Here is a 25910-nt window from a genome sequence, read left to right as displayed (position 1 = left end):
CTATTTACCAGGTATCTCTTCTGCCCATATCTTTTCAATTACTGGAACGATATCTGCTGGAAGTTCTGGTTGTCTCTTCTTTAGAAGTTCTTCCTGAGGAAGAGTTGCACTACCTAGCTTTACACTTTCTATTTTTTTCTTTTCCGCATCATTTAGCTTAGAGTTATCTATTACAGGTAGATCTCCCCAAACATCTGGCTTATATTTTTCATTTTGTGACTCAAAATTAATTATTTCATTTATTACTACCATTGCTCCACCCTTATTAGGTGCATTCTTTGCTATTGCCAAGAAATGAGTATTGCCTATTGTTCCCTTATCAAATACACATGTCTTTGTACTCTTTGGGAAAGTTCCCTTTTCTACCATATTAGATGCAAAGTTTGGATTATAGCTTACATCAAAATAAACTGTCCCATCTGCAAACATATTATCTAGCTGAGTAGAATCTGTTGGATATGTTTTTCCTTCTTTCCAAAGATAAGGCTTCAGCTCCTTTAAGTAGTCCATTGCAGGCTTAACTGCTTCTCTTACAGCTTTTTCGTCCTTTGGATCAATATCCTTTAGCTTGTCATAACCTACTTTTTCATATACTATATTTCTTACAAATGCTGATCCTGTGAAATCTGGTAAAGCCGGATATGTTATCTTACCTGGATTTTCCTTTGCTGCCTTTAGAAGGTCATCTGCATTTTTAATAGCTTGCAACTTATCAGAGTTATATATCATAACCAGCTGTGCCTTTCCAAATGGAGCTTCATAGCCTTCAGTTTCATATCCAAAATCATACTTTACTTCATCTGAATTTTTATCTACATACTTATCCATGTTAGGAAGCTTGTCTACAAATGGACCAAATAAAAGATTATTTTCTTTTGCAGTATAGAAATTCTCACCATTTATCCATACAACATCAATATTACCCTTTTCTTCTTTAGCCTGTACGCTATTTTGCATATTGTTTAGTACTTCATCAATATCCATTCCTACACGCTTTACAGTAATATCGTAATCTTTCTTCATCTTATCTCCTAGATAGTGATCTATCCAATTATTAGTTTGGTCCGATCCTCCCCATCCATAGATAGTGACTGTAGTTCCCCTTGCACCCTTTAAACTGTCATCAAATGACTGTTCCATTATTTTTTGCTCGCCAGCATCACTAGTTTTTTTCTCATTATTGCCTGATCCACAGCCAGTAAGTAATACTGTTGCTGTCAAAAATAATGCCGAAATCTTTCCTAAATACTTCATAAAACACCTCCGTTGTTTTTTATAAATATCTATACGATAATAGATTGATATCAAATATCATTATACCATTTAATCGTTACAATTTGCTATATACAGCTTATTTTTAACTTTTTTAAATCGATTCATTTTTTTAATAGAAAAACCTTTTACTATTAGTTTTGTCTATAATTAATTTTAAAGTAAAAAAATATTTTTTTACTTCCTTATTTATCTCTTTTAGATACTTCTTATGTTTTTGCGTTCTTTTTTGAATAAAGTAAAGCGTTTTCCTTGTTTTTGAAAACAATATAAACAGTTTTCAAAAGTATGCCATTGTTATTTATTATCATTCTTTAAAAAATATTTCAAAAACATATTTTCCATATTTATTTTATCGGTATTCTATGATATACTGAAATACGGTTGTGATGAATAATGTTTGAAATACGGTTTATAAGGTAAATTTTAGGAGGTATTTGAATGAGCTTAAAGGGTATTTTTACCGCGATTGCAAAGGTTCGCCGTGATGTATTTACAGAGGTCGCTAGATTCGCATATGAAGGGGAAGAAGACTACAATAAATTGGAAGAAATTCCATATAATATTGTCCCTGGTGAAATAGCATCTTTTAGAGAAAGTATATTTCTAGAAAGAGCTATAGTAGGAGAAAGGGTAAGACTCGCAATGGGAATGCCCCTTAGAACGGTGAATGAACACGCACCACTATCTACTGATATAGACGAAAGTTCTGTAAAAAATACAATATATAAGGCTCCTTTTGTAAACATTATAAAGTTTGCATGTAACTCATGCCCAGATAATGTTTATAAGACTACAGATATATGTAGAGGATGCTTGGCAAGACCTTGCATGGAAGTCTGTCCAAAAGATGCTATTTCCATGGTTGATGGAAAATCATTTATTGATCAGTCAAAATGTATTAAATGTGGTAGATGTAAATCTGTCTGTCCATATTCAGCTATTGTTAAAATGGAAAGACCTTGTGCTGCTTCATGCGGAATGGATGCAATATCATCTGATGAGTTTGGCAGAGCTACAATAGATTACGACAAGTGCGTATCTTGTGGTGTATGTATATCATCTTGTCCATTTGGAGCTATAGCAGATAAAACACAAATATTCCAGATTATAGAATCTATAAAATCAGGTGAAAAAGTAATTGCAGAAATAGCACCAGCTTTTGCAGGTCAATTTGGAGCTAAGGTTACACCTGAAAAATTAAAGTCCGCTCTTCTTGAGTTAGGATTCCACGATGTAGTAGAAGTTGCAATTGGTGCAGACTTATGTACTATAGAAGAAGCAGAAGATTACTTGTCAAAGGTTCCAGATAAGCTAGACTTTATGGCAACATCATGCTGTCCAGCGTGGTCTGTAATGGCAAAGAAACTTTTCCCAGAGTTTAAAGATAATATTTCAATGGCAATGACTCCAATGGTGTTTACTGCCAGATTTATCAAGCAAGAACATAAGGATGCAAAGGTTGTATTTATAGGACCTTGCGTATCAAAGAAGCAAGAAGCTACTAGAAACTCTGTAAAGAGTCATGTTGATTATGTTCTTACTTTTGAAGAAGTAATGGGTATGTTCCAAGCAAAGAATATAGACCTTGAGGCTATAGAGCCATCTGAAGAAGTAAACTTAGGTACAGGTGCAGGTAGAGGTTTCGCTGTTTCTGGCGGAGTTGCAAATGCAGTTGTCGATGTTATAAAGAAGATAGATCCAGATAGAGAAATGAAAATAGATAGTGCTGATGGTCTTAAAGATTGTAGAAAAATGCTACTTATGGCCAAAGCAGGTAAGAGAGATGGATACCTATTAGAAGGTATGGCATGTCCAGGAGGATGTGTTGCTGGTACAGGTACAATACAGCCAGTAAATAAAAGTACAGCTACAGTAAATCTTTATAAGAAAAATGCAGATTTAAAGGTAGCAAATGAAAGCCAGTTCTCAGAAGTATTATCAGAACTTGATTCTACATGGTTTGATGATTGGTCAATAGAAAAATAATAAACTATTTAGGCATGGATTTCCATGCCTTTTTCTGTGCAATTTTTTACTTACTAGATTCATGACTTTTTACTCACTCTAATAATTGAATATTATTCTTTAATTATTAAATCTAGAACAAATTATTTTTTTAGCATTTAATTTTTATTATTAACTCAAAAAAAGAGAGGATAAGCCCCTCTTTTTATAATTTTTTAATCCATAAATCAATATTTAAAATATGGATTAAAACTCTAGATTATATACTTTTATAACATTTATATACTCAATATAATTTGTAGATATGCTTCTTATTCCTTGCTTTTTAATTCTCATTTCTTATTCTTCATTTCTTATTCTTCATTTCTTATTCTTCATTTCTTATTCTTCATTTCTTCTACTATTCTAAACAATTTTTGTTGTAAAGTCCTCTATATTCCACACATCATTTACTATATCCATGAAAAATTCTGGTTCGTGGCTTACTAACAAAACTGTTCCCTTAAATTTTTGTATAGCCTTTTTCAGCTCATCCTTTGCCTCTACATCCAAGTGGTTTGTGGGCTCATCTAACACCAAAAAGTTTATTTCTTTTAGCATTATTTTACACAATCTTACTTTAGCTGCTTCCCCACCTGATAATACTCTCATCTGACTAGTTATATGATCATTTGTCAATCCACACTTGGCTAGTGCTCTTCTTACTTCTACATTATCAAGACCAGGAAATTCATTCCATACTTCTTGAAGAGCCGTATTAGTATTTTCATGAGAACTTTCTTGTTCAAAATATCCTAGCTCTAAGTAATCTCCCAAATGAACTTCCCCTTCAAAAGGCTTAACAATACCTAATAAAGTCTTCAAAAGTGTAGACTTACCTATACCATTCATTCCCTTTAGAGCTATTTTATTGCCTCTTTCTAATCTAAAGTTTAAAGGCTTTGTTAGAGCTTCATCATATCCAAGTACCAAATCTTTAGTTTCAAACACTACTTTACCTGAAGTTCGTGCACTTTTAAAGCTAAACTCTGGCTTTATCTTCTCTCTAGGTCTTTCTAATACTTCCATTTTATCCAATACCTTTTGTCTTGAATTTGCCATTCCTCTAGTTGCTACTCTAGCCTTATTTCTTGCTATAAAATCTTCGAGCCTCTTTCTTTCTTCTATTTGCTTATCATATGCCTGCTCTTCTTGGCGTTTTTTTATCTCATTTAGCCTTTCAAACTCATCATAATTTCCCTTGTATCTATTTAGTTCTCCATTTTCAAGATGATAAATTACATTACAAGTATCATTTATAAAAGGTATGTCATGTGATACAAGAACAAACGCATTTTCATAATCTTGTAAGTAATTTCTTAACCAATTTATATGTTCTTCATCTAAATAGTTTGTAGGCTCGTCTAATACTAGTATAGTTGGGTTTTCCAACAAAAGCTTAGTTAAAAGTACCTTTGTTCTCTGTCCACCAGATAGGTCAGATACATCCTTATCCAAACCAATGTCTCCTAGTCCCAGACCATTTGCTACTTCTTGAATCTTTGCATCAATAGTATAAAATCCACTGTGTTCTAACATAGTCTGTATATCTGCAGTATCCTCCATATATTTTGCCATCTCTTCTTCTGTCGCATCTGCCATCTTATCATATATTTCTAGCATCTCTTTTTCAAGCTCATACATATTATTGAAGGCGCCTCTAAGTATATCTCTTATTGTATTGCCCTTTTCCAATACCGTATGTTGGTCTAAATAACCAACCGTTACCCTGTTTGACCATTTTATACTACCTGCATCTGGCATCAATTTCATAGTAATTATATTTAGAAAGCTTGACTTACCTTCTCCATTTGGACCTACAAGTGCTATATGTTCACCTTTTCTTATTCTAAAAGACACATCTTCTAATATTGTTCTCGAGCCAAATCCATGACTCACTTTTTCTACTACTAACATCTTTCCCTCCATTTTACACTTTCTTCTACTATATATCATATTTAATGTTTATTATATCATTGTAAATATATGCCAAAGAATATATATTTTCATCATAATATATATTCTTTTATTATACTATCTATTTATTTATATATATAGTATAATCTCTCCATAATATTATACATATATAAGAGTTTTTCTGTAAAATACAAACATTTAACTTTAAATCAAACAAGTCTGTTTATACAGAATATACAAAGCATTTTTTTAAAATTATATGCACTAAAATATTATAGCATATTATAGGTAAATTACATTATTATTTTTTAATATAGGCAATTAATTATGGCTATTTCTCCCAATCTCTCAATTTTGTAAGATAGGTCTTTTTATCAGCTTAATTATTGTAATATACACATTTTTAATGTATAATTAAAAACAGTAAGGAGGTAAAAAATGAAATGAAAAAAGATAATCCTGAAGCTAAAAATAAAATAAGAAGAAAATCGGCTAGTTCTAATAGCAGATCTCCCCGTAATTCTTCAGATTCTAGATCAAGTGGTAGAAAAAACTTGACACTTCCTTCTGAGAGGAAAAAACCGAGTTCTAACCCACAAAGAAAGTCTAGACCTACATCAACTTCAAGGAAATCTTCTACATCTACGAACCCTTCATCGAAAACTAGGGCTGTAAGTGTTTCAAAAAATAAAAAACAAGACTCTAGTAAAGTAAATCGAAATGATAAAAATAGCAAGAGAAATAATAATTCCTCTGCTACTAGAGGCAGTTCAAAGGCTTTACAGAAAAAAGTCAGAAGTAGAAGAAAGAGAAAAGTTGTCGGTGGCATAATAGCTGCCTTAATAGTATGTTTTGCACTAGGTTTGGGGTTTGTTTTTGCGTCTTTAAAAGACATCAAACCCGTCAATGAAGCTCTATTAGATAAATTGACTCATCAAACAACTACTATTAAATACTCAAACGGTGAGACAATGTCTACTGCACCTACTCTTTATAAAAAGACTCCTATTCCACTAAGCGATATGTCACCTTATCTAAGGAAAGCTATCGTATCTATAGAGGATGAGCGTTTTTATTCACATAGTGGTGTCGATTATTGGGGACTAGGACGTTCCGTAGTCAAAACATTACTAGGTAAGAGACAGGGTGGTAGTACAATTCCAATGCAGGTTTCTAAGGTTCTACTTACAAGTAGTGACCAGACACTTAGCCGTAAAATCAAAGATATATATTATGCTCTTGAAATGAGCAAGACAGTCAGCAAAGATAAAATTTTAGAGACTTATCTAAATAATTATTTCGTCGGTAAGGGTCTTTGCGGTGCCGAAGCTGGTTCCATGGGATACTTCAATAAACACAATAAGGATCTAACACTTGGAGAAGCTGCAATGCTTGCTGGTGTAACAAGAAACCCTTCAAAATATGCACCATATACAACTGCTAGAATAACAGGTGACGAAACAAAAGCAGACTTAAACCATAAGTTGCTATTTTTCCTACCTACTGAAGGTTTAGCAGAGGCAAATAAAGCCGAAAAAGATATGTATGAAAGTTTATATGAATGGGATTTAGTCGATGAAGATACCTACAAGCAACTTAAAAGTGGTGAACTTCTGGTAAGAAAGGCTATTAACAACCCAGACGCAAAAGTTAGACAAGAAACTGTTCTTAAGAAGATGAGAGAACTAAATGTTATTACTGAGAAACAGTATGTAGAAGCGGTAAACGAGCCTATAAATATTCAGTTCCCAGACTCAAAAGAAAAAGTTGCAAACTCAGTGGAAAGTTTAATTGAATACGATGTAATAGATGCTCTAATGGAACAAGGTAAGACTGAAGAAGAAGCTAGAAATATGTATTATAATGGTGGTTTGATTATAAATTCAACTGTAGATCCAAAAATACAGGAATCCATAGAAAAGCAGTATGAAGACGGAAGTAATTTCCCTAACGATACTATAGCAGATAATGGATTAAGTCAGCCTCAGTCCGCTTCGGTGGTAATAGATTATAAGACTGGAAATATCAAGGGATTAATTGGTGGGCGTAATATTAAGGCTAGAAAGACTCTAAACAGAGCTCTAACACCTTATCAGCCAGGTTCTACTATTAAGCCTCTATCTGTATACATCCCAGCTATCGACACTGGAAAGGTTACTCAATCTACTCTTATGTCAGATACAAGAGGTGGCTATAGATTTAAGGAAAATAGAGAAGATAATCCTAATACCACTACCCAAGGATATGGATCTATGTCTTTAAGACATGGTATGGCCTTATCTTCAAATACTATAGCTTATAAGACAGCTGAATTATTGGGACCTACATATGAAGATTGTATAGACGTAATGATAGACTATCTAAGAAACTTTGGTATTACAACTATACTTGACTTTAAGGAAGAAAATAAAGCTGGTATGCAAAGAAGTGATAGACATTTCAACTCATTGGTACTTGGTGGTTTGACTAAGGGTATTACACCTCTTCAAATGGCCGCAGCATTTGGTACAATAGCCAATGGTGGTGTATATGTGGAACCTGAAATTTTCACTACTATCACTACATACAATGGAGAACTTATTGTTAAGAACACTCCACAAACTCATAGAGTTGTAGACCCTGCAGTAGCCTATGTTATGACAGATATGCTACAAGCAGTTATCACAGAAGGTATCGGTAAGAACGCAGCACTAGATTCTGGAATGCCAGTAGCTGGTAAGACTGGTTCTACTAATAGTTATCTAGATACTTGGTTCGTTGGATATACTCCATATTATGTTGGAAGTGTATACATCGGTGATGATGCTGGTATCAAAAATGACGATGGTTCAACTATGCAAAGAAGATCTATAGAAGGTGGTGGATCTATGTCATCTTCAAGACTTTGGTCAAAGATTATGAACCCAGTGCATGAAAACTTAGAATACAAGAAATTTAATAAACCAGATGGTGTTTATATGACTGGTATCAACCCTATAGATGGAGGACGTGCCTCATATGGAGTTATGGCTGCATTTTTAGATGATACTTCTCCTGATAGATATAGTTCAGGTGCTGGATATTATCAAAAGAAGAGCACAACTACTAACTATAGAAGAAATACAGGAACTACTAGAAGGTCATACAATAACAACAACTACAATCAAGGTGCTAATACTGGTGCAGCAGGTAATACTGGAGCTGCTACTGGTGGAACTGCTACCGGTGGGGCTGCTACTGGTGGAACTGGTAATGCTCAACAAGGGCAAGGCTATTAGCATTAAAGAATTTTATTAATACTTAAATTAAAAGACGACACAATGTGTCGTCTTTTTTATTTTATATCTTTTATTATATTTTTATAATTGCTTAAATATTTTTGCAAAAAAAAGACAGCAGTTAAAGAATACTTCCTTCATATGCTGTCATCTCATTCATATTTATAATTTATAAATATACGCTATTACTTAGATTTTCTGTTGGCTCTTTCTATATTAAGTTTATTACCCTTAATCTTTCTATTTTTCATCTTAGTTATTATTGTCTTGGCCATATCTTTGTCAACATCTACGAATGTATACTTGTCATACACATCTATGTTTCCAATTTGACTACCTTTGACACCAGTTTCTCCAGCTATTGAACCTAATATATCTTTAGCCTGAACCTTTTGCTTTCTACCAACGTTTAAGAATAATCTAGTCATATCTGCAGCACTATGGTTTTTTCTTCTATTATTTCTACCATTATTATCTCTATTGTTATCTCTAGATCTTTCTTCTTTTATTTCTATTTTTTCTTCATCGCCAATGCTATTTTTAACAATCGCCGCACAAATTTCTACCAAAGAATAATCTTCTTTTTCGCAAAATTCTTCTACCCACTGTACTTGCTTAGTCATTTTTCCTTCTTCTAAAGTTTCCTTTATAGAATCAAAGAACTGGCTAATCTTCTTACCTTCTACATCTGCTACTGTTGGTATTGGATGCTTCTCTATTTTAGACTTTGTATATCTTTCAATATCTCTTAATCTTCTCATATCTCTTCCGAATGCAAAAGAAAATGCTATACCTTCTCTACCAGCTCTACCTGTTCTACCTATTCTATGAACATAGTATTCTTCATCCTGAGGTAGATCATAGTTGATAACACATTCTACATCATCGATATCAATACCTCTAGCTGCAACATCTGTAGCAACAAGTATCTCTATAGTTGACGCTCTGAACTTTTCCATTACGATGTCTCTTTGTGCCTGCTTCATATCTCCATGAAGAGAATCTGCAGAGTATCCTCTAGCTTGAAGGTTTGAGACCAACTCGTCTGCACCCTTCTTCGTATTTGTAAATATAACTGTTAGCTTTGGATCGTATACATCTACTACTCTTGTCAAAACTTCTAATCTGTTTGAATTTCTAGTCTCTACATAGAACTGTTTGATATTTGAAACTGTAAGTTCTTTTCTTACTACCTTGATATGAATTGGATCATTTTGATACTTCTTAGTTAAATCTAAGATTGACTTTGGCATAGTCGCTGAGAATAATGCAGTCTGTCTTTCATCTGGAACATTAGTTAATATAGTCTCTATATCTTCTCTAAAGCCCATGTCCAACATTTCATCTGCTTCATCTAAAACTACCATTTTTATATTAGACAACTTTAATGTCTTTCTATTTATATGGTCTATTACTCTACCTGGAGTACCTATTACTACCTGAACTCCACTCTTTAAAGCCTTAATCTGTCTCTGTATCGGCTGTCCGCCATATACTGGAAGTGTTCTTAACCCACGCATGTGTGTAGTTAGCTTCTTGATTTCTTCTGAAACCTGAATAGCTAATTCTCTTGTAGGGCATAAAATTATCGCCTGAACGCTTTTGTCCTTTACATCGATTTTTTCAAGAATCGGAATACTAAATGCTGCTGTCTTTCCTGTTCCTGTCTGAGCCTGACCGATGACATCATTTCCTTCTAACATAGTAGGAATAGCTCTTGCCTGTATTGGAGATGGTTTCTCGTAACCTAAATCCTCAATAGCCATTTTTATTTCTTTCTTTATCTCTAATTCATTAAAATTATTTATTTCCATAAAACATCCTTTCTTTACAATACCTATTTATTATACTTGCAAAATACATTTTTTGCAAACTATTTTTTTAAAGATTTTATAATCTTTTATTTAACACTATAAAAAAAATCCAAGAAAATCTTTTCATTCTATTTAAAATACTTTGATATACTCTATAAATGCATATTTTTATATTTTGCAGAAAATTGCCTTTATTCCTTCGACTTATTTTTGATTTGCTTACATTCTATATTCACTATAACATATATAGTACTTTATACTATATACCCTAAATCTTCTCATAAATGCATATTTGAAAAATTGAAAAAATCAAAAAGCATCTAGATTAGTAAAATTGTCTAAATGCTTCTAAAAATTATTCTTCAAAAATTTATTTAAATAAAAATTCTTTCCATTTATCTATATCACGCGTCCCTATATCATGACCTTGTTGGTATATAGATGCTAATTTTTCTTTATTTGTTTCTCTATTTGTTATATCCATCTGTTCTGGATATACTACATATGCCTTACCCTGTCTTTCAAGTTCTTCAACTCTATCACATTGATTATTGTAGACCTGAGGTCTTTCTATAAGAGCTTCAGCTACCCCAGGATAGTCTTTGAAGTGTCTTTTAAAAAATCTTGTATGCTTTACCGGTCCTTTTCTGTATTCTTTTTCTTGAGTTCTAACAATAAAGAATTTATCGAAACCATCCTCTATTGCAATATCTAAAGCAATACCACCAGTAAGACCTCCATCATAGTATATTTTATCATTAATAATTGTAGAAGGCATCAAAATTGGTAGAGATGAAGATGCTCTAGCGATTTTCATCAAATCTTCAAGAGAACTTACATCTGAGTTCGTAAAATTTCTAGCTCTATTCTCTTCAACATCATATGCTACTATTCTATACTTTGCTGGATTAGCTGAAAATGTCTCATAGTCAAACTCCAACCATTCTCCTGGTCTTCCAATCTCTTCATATATATACTCGCTATTAAAGAATCCATTTCCCTTAAAAAAAGATTTCCATCCACCAAAGTTGGGATCATCAACCAACTCTACAAAAGAATCCCAAGTTCTTTTCTTATCTCTAGATAGATAGTTTAATGTTGCACTCGTACCTGCTGAAATTCCTGATACATAATCGAAATATATTTCATTTTCTAGAAGTGTATTTACAATACCCGCTGTAAATGCACCTCTCATGCCTCCACCTTCAAATATTAAAGCTATATTTTTAACGTTATTTTCTAGCTCCATACAAACACCTCCATACAAATTAAAATTGTGCACTATAATCTTTAATTATAGTGCACAATCCTTAATTTAAAATAAATTTATTCGTATGATATAGTCTCCATAACTGATTTTTCTATTGCTGAATCTATTAATGCTTCTACATCTAATTTTTCTTCTGATTTTTCTATTCTTTCTAATCTAGGTTTTGTAACTGGTTTTTTAGGTGAAAATAATGAGCAACAATCCGCTTCAGGTATTATTGAAGTTTCATATGTTCCTATTTCTTCAGCTACTTTTATTATATCTATCTTATCCATTGCTATAAGTGGTCTAAATACAGGTACCGATACAGATGCATTTGTACAAACCAATCCTTGCATTGTTTGAGATGCTACCTGACCTATACTTTCTCCTGTCACTAGGGCATCACAATATCTACTTTGACCTATTTTTTCAGCTATTCTCATCATAAATCTTCTAGACAGTATTGTTGTTTCTTCTTCATTACAATTTTCTGCTATAGCCTTTTGAATATCTAAAGTATTTACCATATGAAGCTTGATTGGCCCACAGTATTTAGAAAGTATCTTTGCAAGTTCTCTCACTTTTTCTTGAGATCTTTCATTTGTAAATGGGTAAGAATGGAAGTGTACGGCTTCTATATCTACACCTCTTTTAGCAACCAACCAAGATGCCACTGGACTGTCTATCCCTCCAGATAAAAGAGTCATTGCCTTTCCATTTGTTCCAATAGGCAATCCACCATATCCTTCAACTGAATCTGCATATACCAAAGTATGTTCATTTCTATATTCGCAAGTGATCTTTACTTCTGGATTTCTTACGTCTACGCTTACATCTGGATTATTTAGATTTGTAAGAACGTAACCACCTATATCTATACTCATCTCTTGAGAAGTCATAGGGAAGCTCTTATCTCCTCTTTTTGATTGAACCTTAAAAGTTTTAGCTCCTTCTTCTACCTTCTTTTCAAGCATTAATAAAGCTGTATCTTTTAATATTTGATAGTCCTTTTCTCTCTTCATAGCAGGACAAACCCCTACCACTCCGAACACCTTTCTTACTTCATTCATTACCTCTTTATAATTGCTATCATCTACATCTATGTATATTCTTCCATATTCTTTGTAAACATTAAATTTTCCCATAGATTTTAGCATATTTCTAATGTTTCTTATCAACTTATTTTCAAATATATATCTATTTTTTCCTTTAACTCCTATTTCACCATACTTGGCTATTAATATATTGTACATTTCTCATTCCCTTTCAACTATAATATGTAATTAAATATTTTTAAACTTATAACTTCACTATCTTCTTTTTCTTTTTGATATAAGTCTAATCATTTCAATATGAGACTTGATTTTTTCAACAGTGTAATCAATTTCTTCTTTTGTATTCATATCACAAAGGCTAAATCTAACTGCTCCTTCTATTTCACTTGGTTTTAACCCAATTGCATTTAAAACATGACTTCCTTTTTTCTTAGCAGAACAAGCTGACCCTGTAGATACAGATATATCATCACCTTCTAGATAATGAAGAAGAACTTCTCCCTTTACTCCATCAAATGATACATTTAACACGTGACATACTCCATTTTCTATATCTGAGTTAAGCTTTATATCCTCTATATTTCCTGATAACTTTTCCCATAGGTAGTTTTTTAGATCTCTTATATAGGATATATTATCCTCTAGATTAGAAAAAACTATCTCTACAGCCTTACCCATTCCATATATGCCTGGCACATTTTCTGTTCCCGATCTAAGGTTAGACTCCTGTCCACCTCCCTCTAAAAGAGCTTTAAACTTACTTGTATCTTTGATATACATAAATCCAATTCCCTTTGGACCATGAATCTTATGGGCACTAACGCTCATAAAATCAACATTTAGATCATTCAACTTAAAGTCAATTTTTCCATATCCTTGAACTGCATCTACATGAAAAAAGACTTTATTTTTTTGTTTTTTAAGCATTTCCCCGATTTCTTTGATCGGTTCAACACAACCTATCTCGTTATTTACAAACATAACACTTATTAGACATGTTTTATCTGTAATAGCATTTTCTAAGTCCTCAATATCAATATATCCCTTGCTATTTACATCCAAAATAGTTACATCAAATCCATCATTTTCTAAGTCTTTTACTGTATTTAAAACTGCAGGATGTTCAATTGCTGTAGTTATAATATGATTTTTTCTCTTTTTATTCAAATATGCAACGCTTCTAATTATCGCATTATTACTTTCTGTACCTCCAGAAGTAAATATTATAGATTTATCTTCAACGCCAATAGTTTTGGCTATATTATTTCTTATTTGCTTTATTTTTTTCTCTACTTCAAACCCATCTCTGTAAGCAGCAGAAGGATTTGCAAAATCATCTGTCAATGAAACTATCATTTCCTCTACAACCTCTTTATATGGCTTTGTAGTTGCGCTATTGTCTAAATAGACCTTCATCAGATCAACCCCTTTACAAAACTTTATTATACCACAGATATTAAAAGTATTAAATATTTAAATAAAATTATATTTCAGCAAGTCATAGATATCTTATACAGCAAATAAATATGGCAGTACTAGAAATAATTTCCAATACTGCCATATTTATTGATCTTAGTTTTAAACAAAGTAAATAATATAATATTTTTAAATTTAGCCTTATATTAAGTTTAGACACTTTAGCCCAAATATCCAAAATGTAAATGTCACCGCTGAAAATAAAGTTGTCATTACAATTGTATTTGACATAAGTATATAGTCATTGTTCATACTTTTAGACATTACATATCCCGATATAGCGGCTGGTGAAGCAAGCATAATAAGTATTGCAACTAAAGCACCATTTCTAAAGCCCATAGATACTGCTATTGGCATAAATATCAAAGGCAGTATCACTAGCTTAATAGATGTAGAAATTAAAGAATGCTTAAATTTAGATGTCAAATCTTTAAGTTCAAATCCTGCACCTATTGATATTAGCATTAGAGCTGTTGCAGTATCTCCAATCTGACATAGAGATTGATGTAGAATAAAAGGTATTTTTAGTTGAAAGATACAAAATGGAAATCCCAATGCTATCCCCACTATCAAAGGATTTGTTACGATGGATTTTAACACTTTTCCACAGCTCAATTTTACCCCTTGATCACTAATACTATCATTTACTTTTTTCTTTGAATCACTAAGTTTATTATCTTTTGAATACTGTCCTATACTTATTTCCGTAATATTTTTTTTCTTAGTTTTATTTCTAAAATTTGATGAAACAGCCAATATAATTACCGAATAGGCATTAAATAACGGAACTACCGCCAATATCATCAGAGGTACCATACCAGCTCTTCCATATATATTCATTGCAAAAGGAATACCTAATATAGCTGCACTCCCTCTCACTGACCCCTGAGTGAATGAGCCTACCATGGTTTTATCCTTTAAGAATATATATGCCAGTAACCACGTCACAAAAAACATTATAGTGGTCACCACCATACAAAATATTACCAACCTCAAGTTACTGCTGGGATCTATATTCATGTCTGCAATATCTAGAAATAGGGTAATGGGAAGAGCTACCTTAAAAGCAAATTTATCGGTAACTTTAGTCCATTTTTCTGTTATTATACCCTTTTTCATTAAAAACTTTCCTAAAACAATAATTAGAAAAACTGGCATGGTTGCATTTAATGCAAATATAAAGTTTTCCAAAATCAACACCTCTTATCCTCTTTGTCTAATGTATACACAATAAGACACATCTATCAGTTTTTTTCTGATAGATGTATTCATAAATTTATTTAATTTATTTCATCATGTTTTTATAATCCATAACTCTAACTGCATCTGTTTTTAGATCTTTAATCAAATCGCTATAAATCATATACTTATTTGACTTGTTAAAAAACAACATGAAGTTATCTTTTTCTCTTATATCTTCTTTCCACTTTGAATAATCTATGCTATCAAAGTTGTTTCTATTAAAATATGCATATATTGCATTTTCAACATTTGTACCATTACCCATACTCACTTCCTGAGTAAATTCAATTGATTCAATTTTAGGATTTTTTCTCAAGTTCTCTAAAATATCCGAACTTTGGTACGCAAAATTTCTTAATTCAGTTTGTCCTTCTGTATGAGAAGTACTATAATACACTATTCTTAGTATTCCTTTTTCTTCATTAAACACGACTCTTCTTACTGAACCATGCTTATCTTTTAGATGCTCTGAATATTTAATAGAATCTGGTGATATTGTCTCGCTATCCACATTTTTAGCCAAATTATCTTGATTTAGAATATCTACCGGATCATTTTTCATTCTAGAAAATGGATCTATCTTTATAAATGCAAATATAAGTACCGTCAGAAAGACTACAAATTTTATTAACGGATAAAATTTTTTCATACTATATAAGTAGCTCTCCCTTTCTTAATAATAAAAATAAGTCACAAAACAAATGGTGACATTGGCGGTATAATTTATTTGGAAACTTCTCTATCCAAGCGTAAAATTTCTAATTTAAATATGATATATTTAATATTAAAATTATATATTTCATAATTTTCATTATAATTAAAAACAACAAATCTTTAAAAAATATTTACATTAAATATTTATTTTCAAGTAAATAACACACTTCTAGTCATTTTTTTCCAAAAAAGTCAACTACCACTATTATATACGATTTTGTCTAAATTAGAAACACCAAATATTAATTTATATACATATATATATAACAATAAAAAAACAAGCGACTATAAATAATATTTATAGTCGCTTGCTTTTACATTTAATTTATAATATTTTATTAAAGAAGTCTTTTGCTCTGTCACTCTTAGAGTGATTAAACACCTCATCTGGTGTACCATCTTCTACTATTATTCCTTCATCGATAAATACAACTCTATCTGCCACTTCTTTTGCAAACCCCATCTCATGAGTTACAATTGCCATAGTCATACCTTCATTTGCAAGTTCTTTTATTACATCCAAAACTTCATTTACCATCTCAGGATCAAGAGCTGATGTAGGCTCATCAAATAGCATTACATCAGGCTCCATAGCTAATGCTCTAGCAATGGCTATACGCTGTTGCTGGCCTCCTGAAAGCTGTGTTGGATAGGCATTTTTCTTATCTATTAAGCCAACTCTATTTAAAAGTTCTTCTGCCTTTTTTGTAGCTTCTTCCTTGCTCTTTCCTTTTACCTTCATAGGTGCTAGGATTATATTATCTATTATTGTTTTATTAGGAAATAGATTGAAATTTTGAAATACCATTCCTATCTTTTCCCTTACTTTATCTATCGCTTTTTTATTATTTACTATACTTTCACCTTCAAATATTATATCTCCAGATGTTGGATTTTCCAATAAATTCATACATCTTAGTACTGTACTTTTACCAGAACCAGAAGGCCCTACTATTACTAATATATCACCTTTATCTATTTCAAGATCTACTCCTTTTATTACATCCAAATTTCCGAATGATTTATGTAAATCTTTTATTTCCAACAATGCATTATTTTCACTCATTTTCTTCCTCCTTAATCAAGCTTGTAACTCTATTTATCTACTGTCATTTTCTTTTCTAATAGCCCAATCAGCTTAGATAAAGTAAATGTTATTATAAAGTATATCAAAGCTGCAAATATATATGGACCAAATGCTTTATATGTAGAATTTTTTACTGTATTTGCAACAAACATAATATCTGCTATACCTACAAATGATACAATCGCTGATTCTTTTACCAAAGTAACGAATTCATTTGCAAGTGCAGGAAGTATATTTTTTATAGCTTGTGGAACTATGATAAATCTCATTGCCTGCCAGTAATTAAAACCTAAAGAACGACTTGCTTCCATCTGACCTTTATTTATAGATTGAATTCCTGATCTCATAATTTCTGCTATGTAAGCTCCAGAGTTTAATGTAAGGGCGACTAATCCGCCTGTGAACTCTGTGCCCATGCCGAGTATACTTGGAAATTGAACTCCTACCTGTGGAAGTGCATATGCTATAATCATTATCTGCACTAGTAAAGGTGTACCTCTCACTACCTCTATATATATTCCTGATATTACCTTTAGTATCTTTGAATTAGATATTCTCGCTATACATACTACTAATCCCAATATAAAACCCGCTACTAGAGCTAGTAAAGATATTAATATTGTTACGCCCGCACCTGATAGGTAAGAGCCAAAATAATCAACTATATATCCCATTTTATTCTCCTCTTTCTTTAATTAATATTTTAATTTCTATTAAATACTGCAAAAATAATTATCTAGTAATAGTTATTTTTGTAGTATTTAATAAACTTAATTTATATACGCCACTCGGTTTTTACAAGTGGCGTATAGTTTTTCAATTACTCTTTTATTACTTTTCTTCTTTTGATACTAGATCTACTGCATTAGAAAGAATTTTATCGTATTCGCCATTAGAATTTAATTCTTTTATTTCTGCATTTAATAAATCTATAAATGTCTTGTTATTACCCTTTTTTACTGCAATAGCCATAGCTTCTTCATCGCCACCGCTTGTTAATTTAAGACCTTCTAACATCTTGACTCCATCATACTTACCTTCATTTATCTTTGCTACCTTATTGTTTAAAACAACTGCATCTATATTTCCATTTTTCATATCTGTAATTAAATCTGGCACTGCTGTTAGAGCCTTATAGTCATCTTTCTTTAATCCATCTCTTACATATGTTTCTTGAGTAGATCCTTTTTGAACTCCAAGTTTTAGCTTCTTTAATTCATCTTCTGTCTTTATTTTGTCCTTATCTTCAGCCTTTACTAATACTCCATTTTCTCCCTTAAAATACACATCTGAGAAATCTACTGATTTTTCACGAGTAGGGTCTGGAGACATACCAGTAATTACCATATCTACCTTATCTGCCTGTAAAGCTGGAATTAATGCATCGAAATCCATTGCTTTAACCTCTAGCTTAACTCCCATTTTATCTGCCATTTTCTGTGCAAGATCTATATCAGCACCTACTATTTTACTCTTACCATTTTCTGATATAGCAAATTCGAAAGGGGGATAGTCTGGAGATGTACCTACCACAACTGTTCCTTTTTCTTTAATCTCATCTAAGACTGCCTTATCAGAATCTTTACTATTGCCACATCCTACAACTCCTACTGCCATAACTGCTACTAAACCTAATGCTAATAATTTCTTTAATCCAAATTTCATTTTTATTCTCCTTCTCTTTAAAATATTATAATTTTTGTACAAAAAAAGTCTCTTGGTTTAAAAACCAAGAGACGAAAATTCCGCGTTACCACTCTTATTGACAATAGCAAAATACTACTCTTCAAAACAGTATCTTTAAATACTATTTATCGAGTTCACTGAACATCTAAATGCGAAAATTATAAATCAGAAAATATCATTCTGTATTTTTATTTACTTTAGATAATCAATTTTATATTGTATCAATGAGAATTTTTGTATAAAAAAAGTCCCTTGGTCCAAAAGACCAAGAGACGAATAATTCCGCGTTACCACTCTCATTGACAGCTATACTGTCCTCTCAAACCCTTAAGGCGGGAAACCTACTAAAATACTTTATTCTTCTAGTAACCTCCAAAGCTCTCTTCACTATAAAATCCAATGTCAGGCTCACACCAACCCCAACTCGCTGTAAATTCATTTAAGTTACTCTCTTCTTCATCGGTTCATATTTATGTTGTAACACTAATTATACGAGCAGATATTTTAAATGTCAAGTGATTTTTAAGATATATTTTAAAATTACTTTTATACAGTATTAATTTCTATTCAAATATTAATACTGTATAAATATACTTATCTATATTTTGATTTAGAATTTTGCTTTAGAAATAATTTATCTAGGCTTTTTATTTTTTGTTTCATTTAAAAATCTGGATTTAGATATCTTTTTGCCATATCTTTTTAATGGACTAGAAATTACAAGATTATTCTTTGCACGAGTTATGCCTACATACAAAAGTCTTCTCTCTTCTTCATAATTTTTATCCTTTGCATCTTCTTCATCTGAAGCTATATAGGGAATTACAGAGTCATTAACTCCACTAATATACACATTATCAAATTCTAAACCTTTAGCACTATGCATAGTAGATAACACAACTCCTTCTTTCATCATATCTTCTGCCGAGCCTGATTTTTTATCAGTTCTTTTTTTCATTTCTTCTCTAACCGCTTCAATATGCTTAAAAAAGTCAAACAAAGTTTTGTACGATTTTGCAGATGTCTCTAATTCATCTAGTATATCGACTATTTGTTTTGCCTTTATTTTTCTATTGTGACAGTACTCTAGTATATATCGATCATAATCTAAAGTTGTTCTAATGTATGATATAGCATATTCTGGAGCAAGGCTTCTGATATAATATAGATCATCATTCAAAGCCTCTAAATCTTTTTTTTGAAAAGATTTTATATCATCATTGTCCATCAAAGACTCAAAGAAACCTTTGGAGCTATTGGCCTCTTTAATGGCATGCTTTGATATATATCTGAACGGTTTGTTAATTATTCTAGACCAATCATCATTTGTAGCTATGTTTGCAGCTATCTTTAAATAAGAAATTATGTCTAGACTAACCCAATGATCATATATACTTTTTGCCAAGTCCTTTAATACAAATGGTATTCTATAATCCATAAAAACATCTACAAATGCTCTTGCCTGCCTGTTTGTCCTATATATAACTGCAAAGTCACTATATTCAAAATCTGTTTTATCATCAATTTTTTTAGTACTTTTTTTTGTTTGTGTATTTTTTGATTCAACCATAGACTTAATTTCTTTGGCAATTACTAGAGCCTCATCATCTGTGTCTTTTGGAGAAATATATCTTATCTCACCATCTTTATTTGAGTTTGAATTTATTGATTTTTCATATCTATTTTTATTATTTTTAATTAAACTTTGAGAAGTTTCTACTATATTTTGCTTTGACCTATAGTTGATATCCAAAGTAACCCTTTTGGCACCTTCAAAATGCTTTTCAAAATCCATCATAAAGTCAGGTCTTGCTCCTCTAAATCCATATATGCTTTGATCTTCATCCCCAACAACGAATACATTATTATTTGGATCTGATATTAGTTTTATTACCTCAAACTGCACTCTATTTATATCTTGAAACTCATCGATTAAAATATACTTAAATACTTGCCTTACTATATTTAATACGGGTGCTTGTTTTTTAAGTAAGGAGTATGTCAATATCAACATGTCATCAAAATCAATTTTATTTGCAGATTTTTTTGCCTTTTCATAAAGTCTAAAAATATCTTGAAATTCCTCATTTGAAAATACCTGTGATTCAAATTCTAATGGATTCATCAACTCATTTTTGACTAGAGATATTTCCGATAAAACATCAGCCACATCATCATCATTAAAATTTTCTACCTTCAAATGTTTTAAAATGCTCTTTATTAGTCCAAATCTATCAGACTCTGATATTAAATCCTCTATTCTAACACCAGCGTATCTTCTTAAAATCCTGAAAAATGATGAGTGAAATGTTCCAAAATTAACTTTTTTTATCCTATCATCATTTGATATTTCCAAAGTTTTCTTTCTCATTTCTATAGAAGATGCCTTTGTAAAACTAATTGCTAATATTCTAGTAGGTGCTATATTATAATTTTCTATCATATTCACTATTCTATGAGCTATGACCCTAGTCTTGCCAGATCCTGGTCCTGCCAAGACTAGGCACGGCCCGTTTATATAGTTTATAGCTAATTTTTGATTTTCATTTAATTCTTCCACGATATCTCCCTTCTTGATTTTTTATTTAAATATACCTTTATAGATTCTTTTATTTTATATTTTTTATAAATACATTTTTTTATTTATTATCTATTTTGTACATCATTTATTTTTATGATATATACTTTTACATTTTATTTCGATTTTTTATTTTAATTCTAAGCTATTTTTAGCTTAAGTTTCATTTTAGATAAGTGTTTTTTTTAATAAAATGCCCTATAAAAATATTAAGCTAATTAATATTTTAAATGATATAACGTATTCTATTTTATCACATCTAATCTCACTATTGACAAGAAAAAATTCAAATTATACTTTACGCTATAAAAATATATAAATACTATAATAAATAAGACCAAGGAATCCCTTGGTCTTATTTATTATCCTAAAGAGGAAGAAGTTATTCCAGTTAAATAATCCAACATCTCAGCTGATTCAGTCTGATTAACCATTATTAAAAGTAAATCTCCATCTAATATCATTGTATTTCCTCTAGGTATTATTTCTTTTTCACCTCTATACAAAGCTACCACCAAGCAATTTTGTGGCCACTTAATTTCCACAAGTCTTTTGCCATCTACCTCACTTCCAAGATGGACTGAAAGCTCCACCAAAGTTTTTTTATTTTCATTTCCCTTGTATTCAAGATGTTCCTTATCCAATAGATCATCTAACAAATCATCATACACAGGTGTCACTCCTAATATATCAGATACCAACATTGCTATAAATACTACTAACGATAATGGTAATAACTGTTCAAAAGAACCCGTCATTTCAAATATAAGTATAATTCCTGTAATTGGTGCCTTTACTATCGCTGCAAAATGACCTGCCATAGCAAGTATTGCAAAATTAATTAAAAACTCTTCTGGAATGCCTAGATATTTGATACATATAGTACCACAAATACCCCCTATCAAAGCTCCTAATGCTAACAAAGGAAAAAATATCCCCCCTGGAACACCTGATCCAAATGATATAAATGTAAATAAGTACTTAATAAGTAGTGCTAAAAGCATCATCAAAATACTCATATGAACTGTTCCTAAACTCATTATAAGAGTATGACCACCACCTATTAAAATTGGAAATGTCATCCCTATAATTCCAGAACATATAAATGGTATCATTATTTTAAACTCAGTTCTGATTGGTAAATCTCTGTATTTATGCTTGGTATACAGCAAACCTTTATTGAATATATAACTACTTAAGCCAACTAATATTCCAAGTAATATCAGTGACCAGTAATATTTTATTGGCATTTTACTAAGCATATTAAATCTAAGAGAAGGGTTAATTCCAAGTATAAATTTGCTTACTACATCTGCACTCAGAGCTGAAATCATAGCAGACATAAGTACTATTGGTGAAAAATTCTTATGAATCTCTTCCAATGCAAACATTACTCCTGCCAAGGGTGCATTAAATGCTGCAGACAAACCTGCAGATGCCCCGCTAGTGATTAAATACTTGTGTTCATAATCCATTTGATTAGTCTTCTTTGAAATCCCTTCGCCTATTGCTGCCCCCATTTGTACAGACGGACCTTCTCGACCTACAGATAAGCCAGCTGCCAAACACATTATTCCACCAAAAAATTTATATATGAGAACTTTCAGCCAATTAACTTCAATTTTTCGGGTCATTATTCCCTTCACCTGAGGAATACCTGATCCCGAAATATTTGGTTCTTGCTTTATACAAAATGCCACGAACATGGACATTAAAATTAAAATAATAAAAATTCCTAATATTATAAGTGGTTTACCTTGAGCATAGGCATACATATTGACAAAGTGCCCCAATAAGTATTGCCCCAAGACTCTATACAATACTATAATTGCACCAGTCACTATTCCTATAACAAAAGAATATACTATCATCTTGTATTTAAGTCCATCAGTAGCCTTAAGCATATTTGAAATATTTTCATCCTTACTATTTTTCAACCACGAAAACATACTACCTCCTTAAACAAGACTTGACTAATATATTATAGTCAAGTTTTAATAAAATTATCTAAATATAGCGATTTTCAAATATAGTTTTAAACAAACTTTAAGTAAATTCTTTAAAACACATGCAAATACAACTATATAAATAAATTGTTATATTTATTCATATAGTTGATATCACTTTATTTTTAAGCATTTTAAATTTTTATTGTTACAAATACTTACAAATTTAACTTTATATATGTAAGCATAAATTATGTATACTTTAATTTAAATTTATCAACAATGCCACTTATCTAATCATATAAATTATATCTGTTGACAATCATTTGAAACTACTATTTAAATATTATATAAAAAACATATTTTACCATCATGCTTTTGACTCTGATAGCAGTATATTTTTATAAATTATTTAGTTTTTTACATGCCTTTACCAGATGCTTTGCCAGTACAGATGTCGTTACTGAACCTACACCCCTTGGTACTGGTGTGATTTTGTCAACTTTTTCGATAACAGAATCAAAATCAACATCTCCACACATATTTCCATCTTCATCAAAATTGATGCCTACATCTATTAATACTGCGCCTTTTTTGACAAATTTTTCATTCACCATTTTCGCTCTTCCCATACAAGAAATCAAAATATCACTGTCTTGAGATATTTTTTCAATGTCTCTAGTCTTAGAATGACATACTCTCACCGTCGCATTTCGATTTATAAGAAGCATAGCTAGTGGTCTTCCAACTACTAAAGATCTTCCTAATACAGAAATATTTTCACCTTCTATATTAATATTATAATAATCTAAAATTTCTATTACTGCCTTTGGAGTACATGGAGCATAACCAGTACTATCATTTGATATTATCTTCGCCATATTAATTGGAGAGAAACAGTCTATATCTTTAATTGGATCAATTACATCCTCAACTACTTCTTCTCTAATTTGTTTAGGCAAAGGTCTAAAACAAAGTATTCCATGTACAGAACTGTCTTCATTTAGAGACTTTAGTTGCTTTATATATTCTTCTTCAGAACAATCTTCTTCAAGTTCTATAATTTTAGGTTCTATACCACACTTGATACATCTACTGTTTGCACCTCTTTGATATGCAGAATCTTCTTCTCTATTTCCTACCTTTAGCATTGCAAGAGTTGGATTTACACCTTCATTTTTTAAATATTCTACATCTTTAATGATATTTTCTGTCAGGGAATCAGCAACTGCCTTACCCAGAAGTAATTTTTTATCTAACATCTTCCAACACCTCACTATATATTTTATCGCATCTTTGACAAATATCTTCTAACAATTTATTCATTTCTTTTGAAATATTATCCACAAATTCACAGTCCTTTATGTCTTTTATGTTGATAAGAACATTTATTTTTGCACTTAAGGCCGCTGATTTCACCATTTGAACACCTACACCAACATCACTTATCAACATTTTTGAACCTTTTGTTGATAACTCTTCATGAATATCCAATACTTGACTGCATTTTCTTATAGTATTTATTGGCACCATAGAAGCAACTTTTAAACATTTTTGCATCTCAATATCCTTTAATATTTTTTGCTCATCAGTTTCTTTTGGCATCTTATAGGCTGCTGCTAATGGTAAAAATGCTTCAGCATCTTCATCTACCATAGATATAATTTCTAAAGACAATTCATCCGTTCTCTTCAATATTTTTTGTATATCATTTTCATATTTTAAGTACTTCTTTTTGCCCGTAGTAAAATTAGCAACCATAGATGCTAGAGAGTTTGCAAGAGTAAGTGCATAAGCGGCTGCACTTCCACCACCAGGCATACTCTTATTCGACGCAAGCTCATTTGCATAATTTTGCATAGTCATATCTATATATTTTGTTTTCATATTTGCCTCCTCATATTAAAGTAAAAAATAGTCAGTAACTAAAAGTATACCATTTTTTGAATCAAAATTAAAGGAAGCCAACAAATTTGTTAGCTTCCCTACCTAAAATTTAGATGTTGTACTCATAATAAGATTTCCGTTCTCCATAAAATTTTCTCTAATATCAACATCGTTCGCTAAATTTTACATCGCAACCACCATGCTTTCTCGTATGCCTATATTCTCCAAGCAATACGTATTAAGTTTCAACAAATATTTCTAATTGCAACAACTACACTATAACCTTAAAATAGCACTCATATTTCCTATATAAACTATACATATTATTTTCTTCTATTTATTTATAATATACCCATCTTTTGACCTTAACTAACATTTAGTCGCAATTTTCAGTCTTTCACGCTCTTTATTATTTTTAATATGTTTGGATTCCACTTATTATATATTTATCTCTTTCATTTTTTCAGCTCTTTATTTAAAAAGGGCTAACAGATTATATTTGATCCATTAGCCCTTTAATACTGAGTTTTAAATTTTCTCACCATTACTTTCTCTTTTTACACTTCATCTTTTTACTTTTTGCCATCTATAAATTAACGCAATAATTTTTTCGTGATTTTTTGACTGTTTTGATGTTTTTATATCTAATATTTATATCCTACATCACAAACACCCCTTTCGTATTAAGCTTTTTCTTTCTCTTTTCTTGAGTTTTCACAA

17 protein-coding genes and 1 other annotated feature are annotated in these 25910 nt (G+C 31.3%); of the genes, 2 read left to right on the top strand and 15 right to left on the bottom strand.

All coding sequences use genetic code 11. From position 1 onward, the window contains the following. Positions 1 to 1254 carry an ABC transporter substrate-binding protein gene (locus RR561_RS06685; protein WP_332506780.1) on the bottom strand — a complete coding sequence of 418 codons (1254 nt, stop codon included), beginning with the start codon at positions 1252 to 1254 and terminating at the stop codon, positions 1 to 3. 459 nt (positions 1255 to 1713) lie between these two features. On the opposite strand from RR561_RS06685, the gene RR561_RS06680 reads away from it, so the two are divergent. Then, the gene (locus tag RR561_RS06680; protein WP_332506779.1) at positions 1714 to 3261 is read left to right on the top strand and encodes a 4Fe-4S dicluster domain-containing protein; all 1548 of its coding nucleotides are present in this window, start codon (positions 1714 to 1716) and stop codon (positions 3259 to 3261) included. A 384-nt stretch (positions 3262 to 3645) separates the two neighbouring features. Here the strand turns inward: RR561_RS06680 and RR561_RS06675 are convergent, their stop codons facing one another. Next, positions 3646 to 5196 carry an ABC-F family ATP-binding cassette domain-containing protein gene (locus RR561_RS06675; protein ID WP_332506778.1) on the bottom strand — a complete coding sequence of 517 codons (1551 nt, stop codon included), beginning with the start codon at positions 5194 to 5196 and terminating at the stop codon, positions 3646 to 3648. 443 nt (positions 5197 to 5639) lie between these two features. Here RR561_RS06675 and RR561_RS06670 point away from each other — a divergent pair, with 443 nt between their 5' ends. Beyond that, the gene (locus RR561_RS06670; RefSeq protein WP_332506777.1) at positions 5640 to 8453 is read left to right on the top strand and encodes a transglycosylase domain-containing protein; all 2814 of its coding nucleotides are present in this window, start codon (positions 5640 to 5642) and stop codon (positions 8451 to 8453) included. Positions 8454 to 8638: 185 nt separating this feature from the next. Here the strand turns inward: RR561_RS06670 and RR561_RS06665 are convergent, their stop codons facing one another. The 13 genes from RR561_RS06665 to RR561_RS06605 form a co-directional block, all read right to left on the bottom strand. Then, entirely contained in the window at positions 8639 to 10267 is a 1629-nt protein-coding gene (locus RR561_RS06665) for a DEAD/DEAH box helicase (protein ID WP_332506776.1), read from the bottom strand. Between the two features lie 370 nt (positions 10268 to 10637). Next, on the bottom strand, positions 10638 to 11516 hold the full coding sequence (locus RR561_RS06660) for a patatin-like phospholipase family protein (protein WP_332506775.1): 879 nt from the start codon (positions 11514 to 11516) through the stop codon (positions 10638 to 10640). A 77-nt stretch (positions 11517 to 11593) separates the two neighbouring features. Continuing rightward, positions 11594 to 12772 (bottom strand): tRNA uracil 4-sulfurtransferase ThiI, encoded by a 1179-nt coding sequence (gene thiI, locus RR561_RS06655; protein ID WP_332506774.1) that lies wholly within the window; start codon positions 12770 to 12772, stop codon positions 11594 to 11596. A 57-nt stretch (positions 12773 to 12829) separates the two neighbouring features. After that, positions 12830 to 13990 carry a cysteine desulfurase family protein gene (locus tag RR561_RS06650; protein WP_332506773.1) on the bottom strand — a complete coding sequence of 387 codons (1161 nt, stop codon included), beginning with the start codon at positions 13988 to 13990 and terminating at the stop codon, positions 12830 to 12832. A 201-nt stretch (positions 13991 to 14191) separates the two neighbouring features. Beyond that, the gene (locus RR561_RS06645) at positions 14192 to 15250 is read right to left on the bottom strand and encodes an AEC family transporter (RefSeq protein WP_334309596.1); all 1059 of its coding nucleotides are present in this window, start codon (positions 15248 to 15250) and stop codon (positions 14192 to 14194) included. A gap of 85 nt (positions 15251 to 15335) precedes the next feature. Continuing rightward, complete coding sequence (locus tag RR561_RS06640) at positions 15336 to 15941, bottom strand: hypothetical protein (RefSeq protein ID WP_332506771.1); 606 nt, start codon at positions 15939 to 15941, stop codon at positions 15336 to 15338. Positions 15942 to 16331: 390 nt separating this feature from the next. After that, the gene (locus tag RR561_RS06635; protein WP_332506770.1) at positions 16332 to 17072 is read right to left on the bottom strand and encodes an amino acid ABC transporter ATP-binding protein; all 741 of its coding nucleotides are present in this window, start codon (positions 17070 to 17072) and stop codon (positions 16332 to 16334) included. 29 nt (positions 17073 to 17101) lie between these two features. Continuing rightward, the gene (locus RR561_RS06630; protein ID WP_332506769.1) at positions 17102 to 17767 is read right to left on the bottom strand and encodes an amino acid ABC transporter permease; all 666 of its coding nucleotides are present in this window, start codon (positions 17765 to 17767) and stop codon (positions 17102 to 17104) included. A gap of 157 nt (positions 17768 to 17924) precedes the next feature. Beyond that, positions 17925 to 18758 carry a transporter substrate-binding domain-containing protein gene (locus tag RR561_RS06625; protein WP_332506768.1) on the bottom strand — a complete coding sequence of 278 codons (834 nt, stop codon included), beginning with the start codon at positions 18756 to 18758 and terminating at the stop codon, positions 17925 to 17927. A gap of 286 nt (positions 18759 to 19044) precedes the next feature. Further along, positions 19045 to 19248, bottom strand: a binding site (T-box leader). A gap of 165 nt (positions 19249 to 19413) precedes the next feature. Next, positions 19414 to 21339, bottom strand: coding sequence for an ATP-dependent helicase (locus RR561_RS06620; RefSeq protein WP_332506767.1), 1926 nt, complete (start codon positions 21337 to 21339; stop codon positions 19414 to 19416). A 380-nt stretch (positions 21340 to 21719) separates the two neighbouring features. Next, positions 21720 to 23306 carry a ClC family H(+)/Cl(-) exchange transporter gene (locus RR561_RS06615; protein ID WP_332506766.1) on the bottom strand — a complete coding sequence of 529 codons (1587 nt, stop codon included), beginning with the start codon at positions 23304 to 23306 and terminating at the stop codon, positions 21720 to 21722. 398 nt (positions 23307 to 23704) lie between these two features. After that, the gene (locus tag RR561_RS06610; RefSeq protein WP_332506765.1) at positions 23705 to 24565 is read right to left on the bottom strand and encodes a bifunctional 5,10-methylenetetrahydrofolate dehydrogenase/5,10-methenyltetrahydrofolate cyclohydrolase; all 861 of its coding nucleotides are present in this window, start codon (positions 24563 to 24565) and stop codon (positions 23705 to 23707) included. Beyond that, positions 24555 to 25190, bottom strand: a complete 636-nt coding sequence (locus RR561_RS06605; RefSeq protein ID WP_332506764.1) for a cyclodeaminase/cyclohydrolase family protein — start codon at positions 25188 to 25190, stop codon at positions 24555 to 24557. The genes RR561_RS06610 and RR561_RS06605 overlap by 11 nt, the downstream gene beginning before the upstream one ends. Positions 25191 to 25910 lie beyond the last annotated feature (720 nt).

This window comes from Peptostreptococcus sp. (genome assembly GCF_036639115.1).
In the GTDB taxonomy this organism is placed as follows: Bacteria; Bacillota; Clostridia; order Peptostreptococcales; family Peptostreptococcaceae; genus Peptostreptococcus.
Note: the sequence above shows the minus strand (reverse complement) of the source record. Positions and strands in the feature narration are given on the sequence as shown.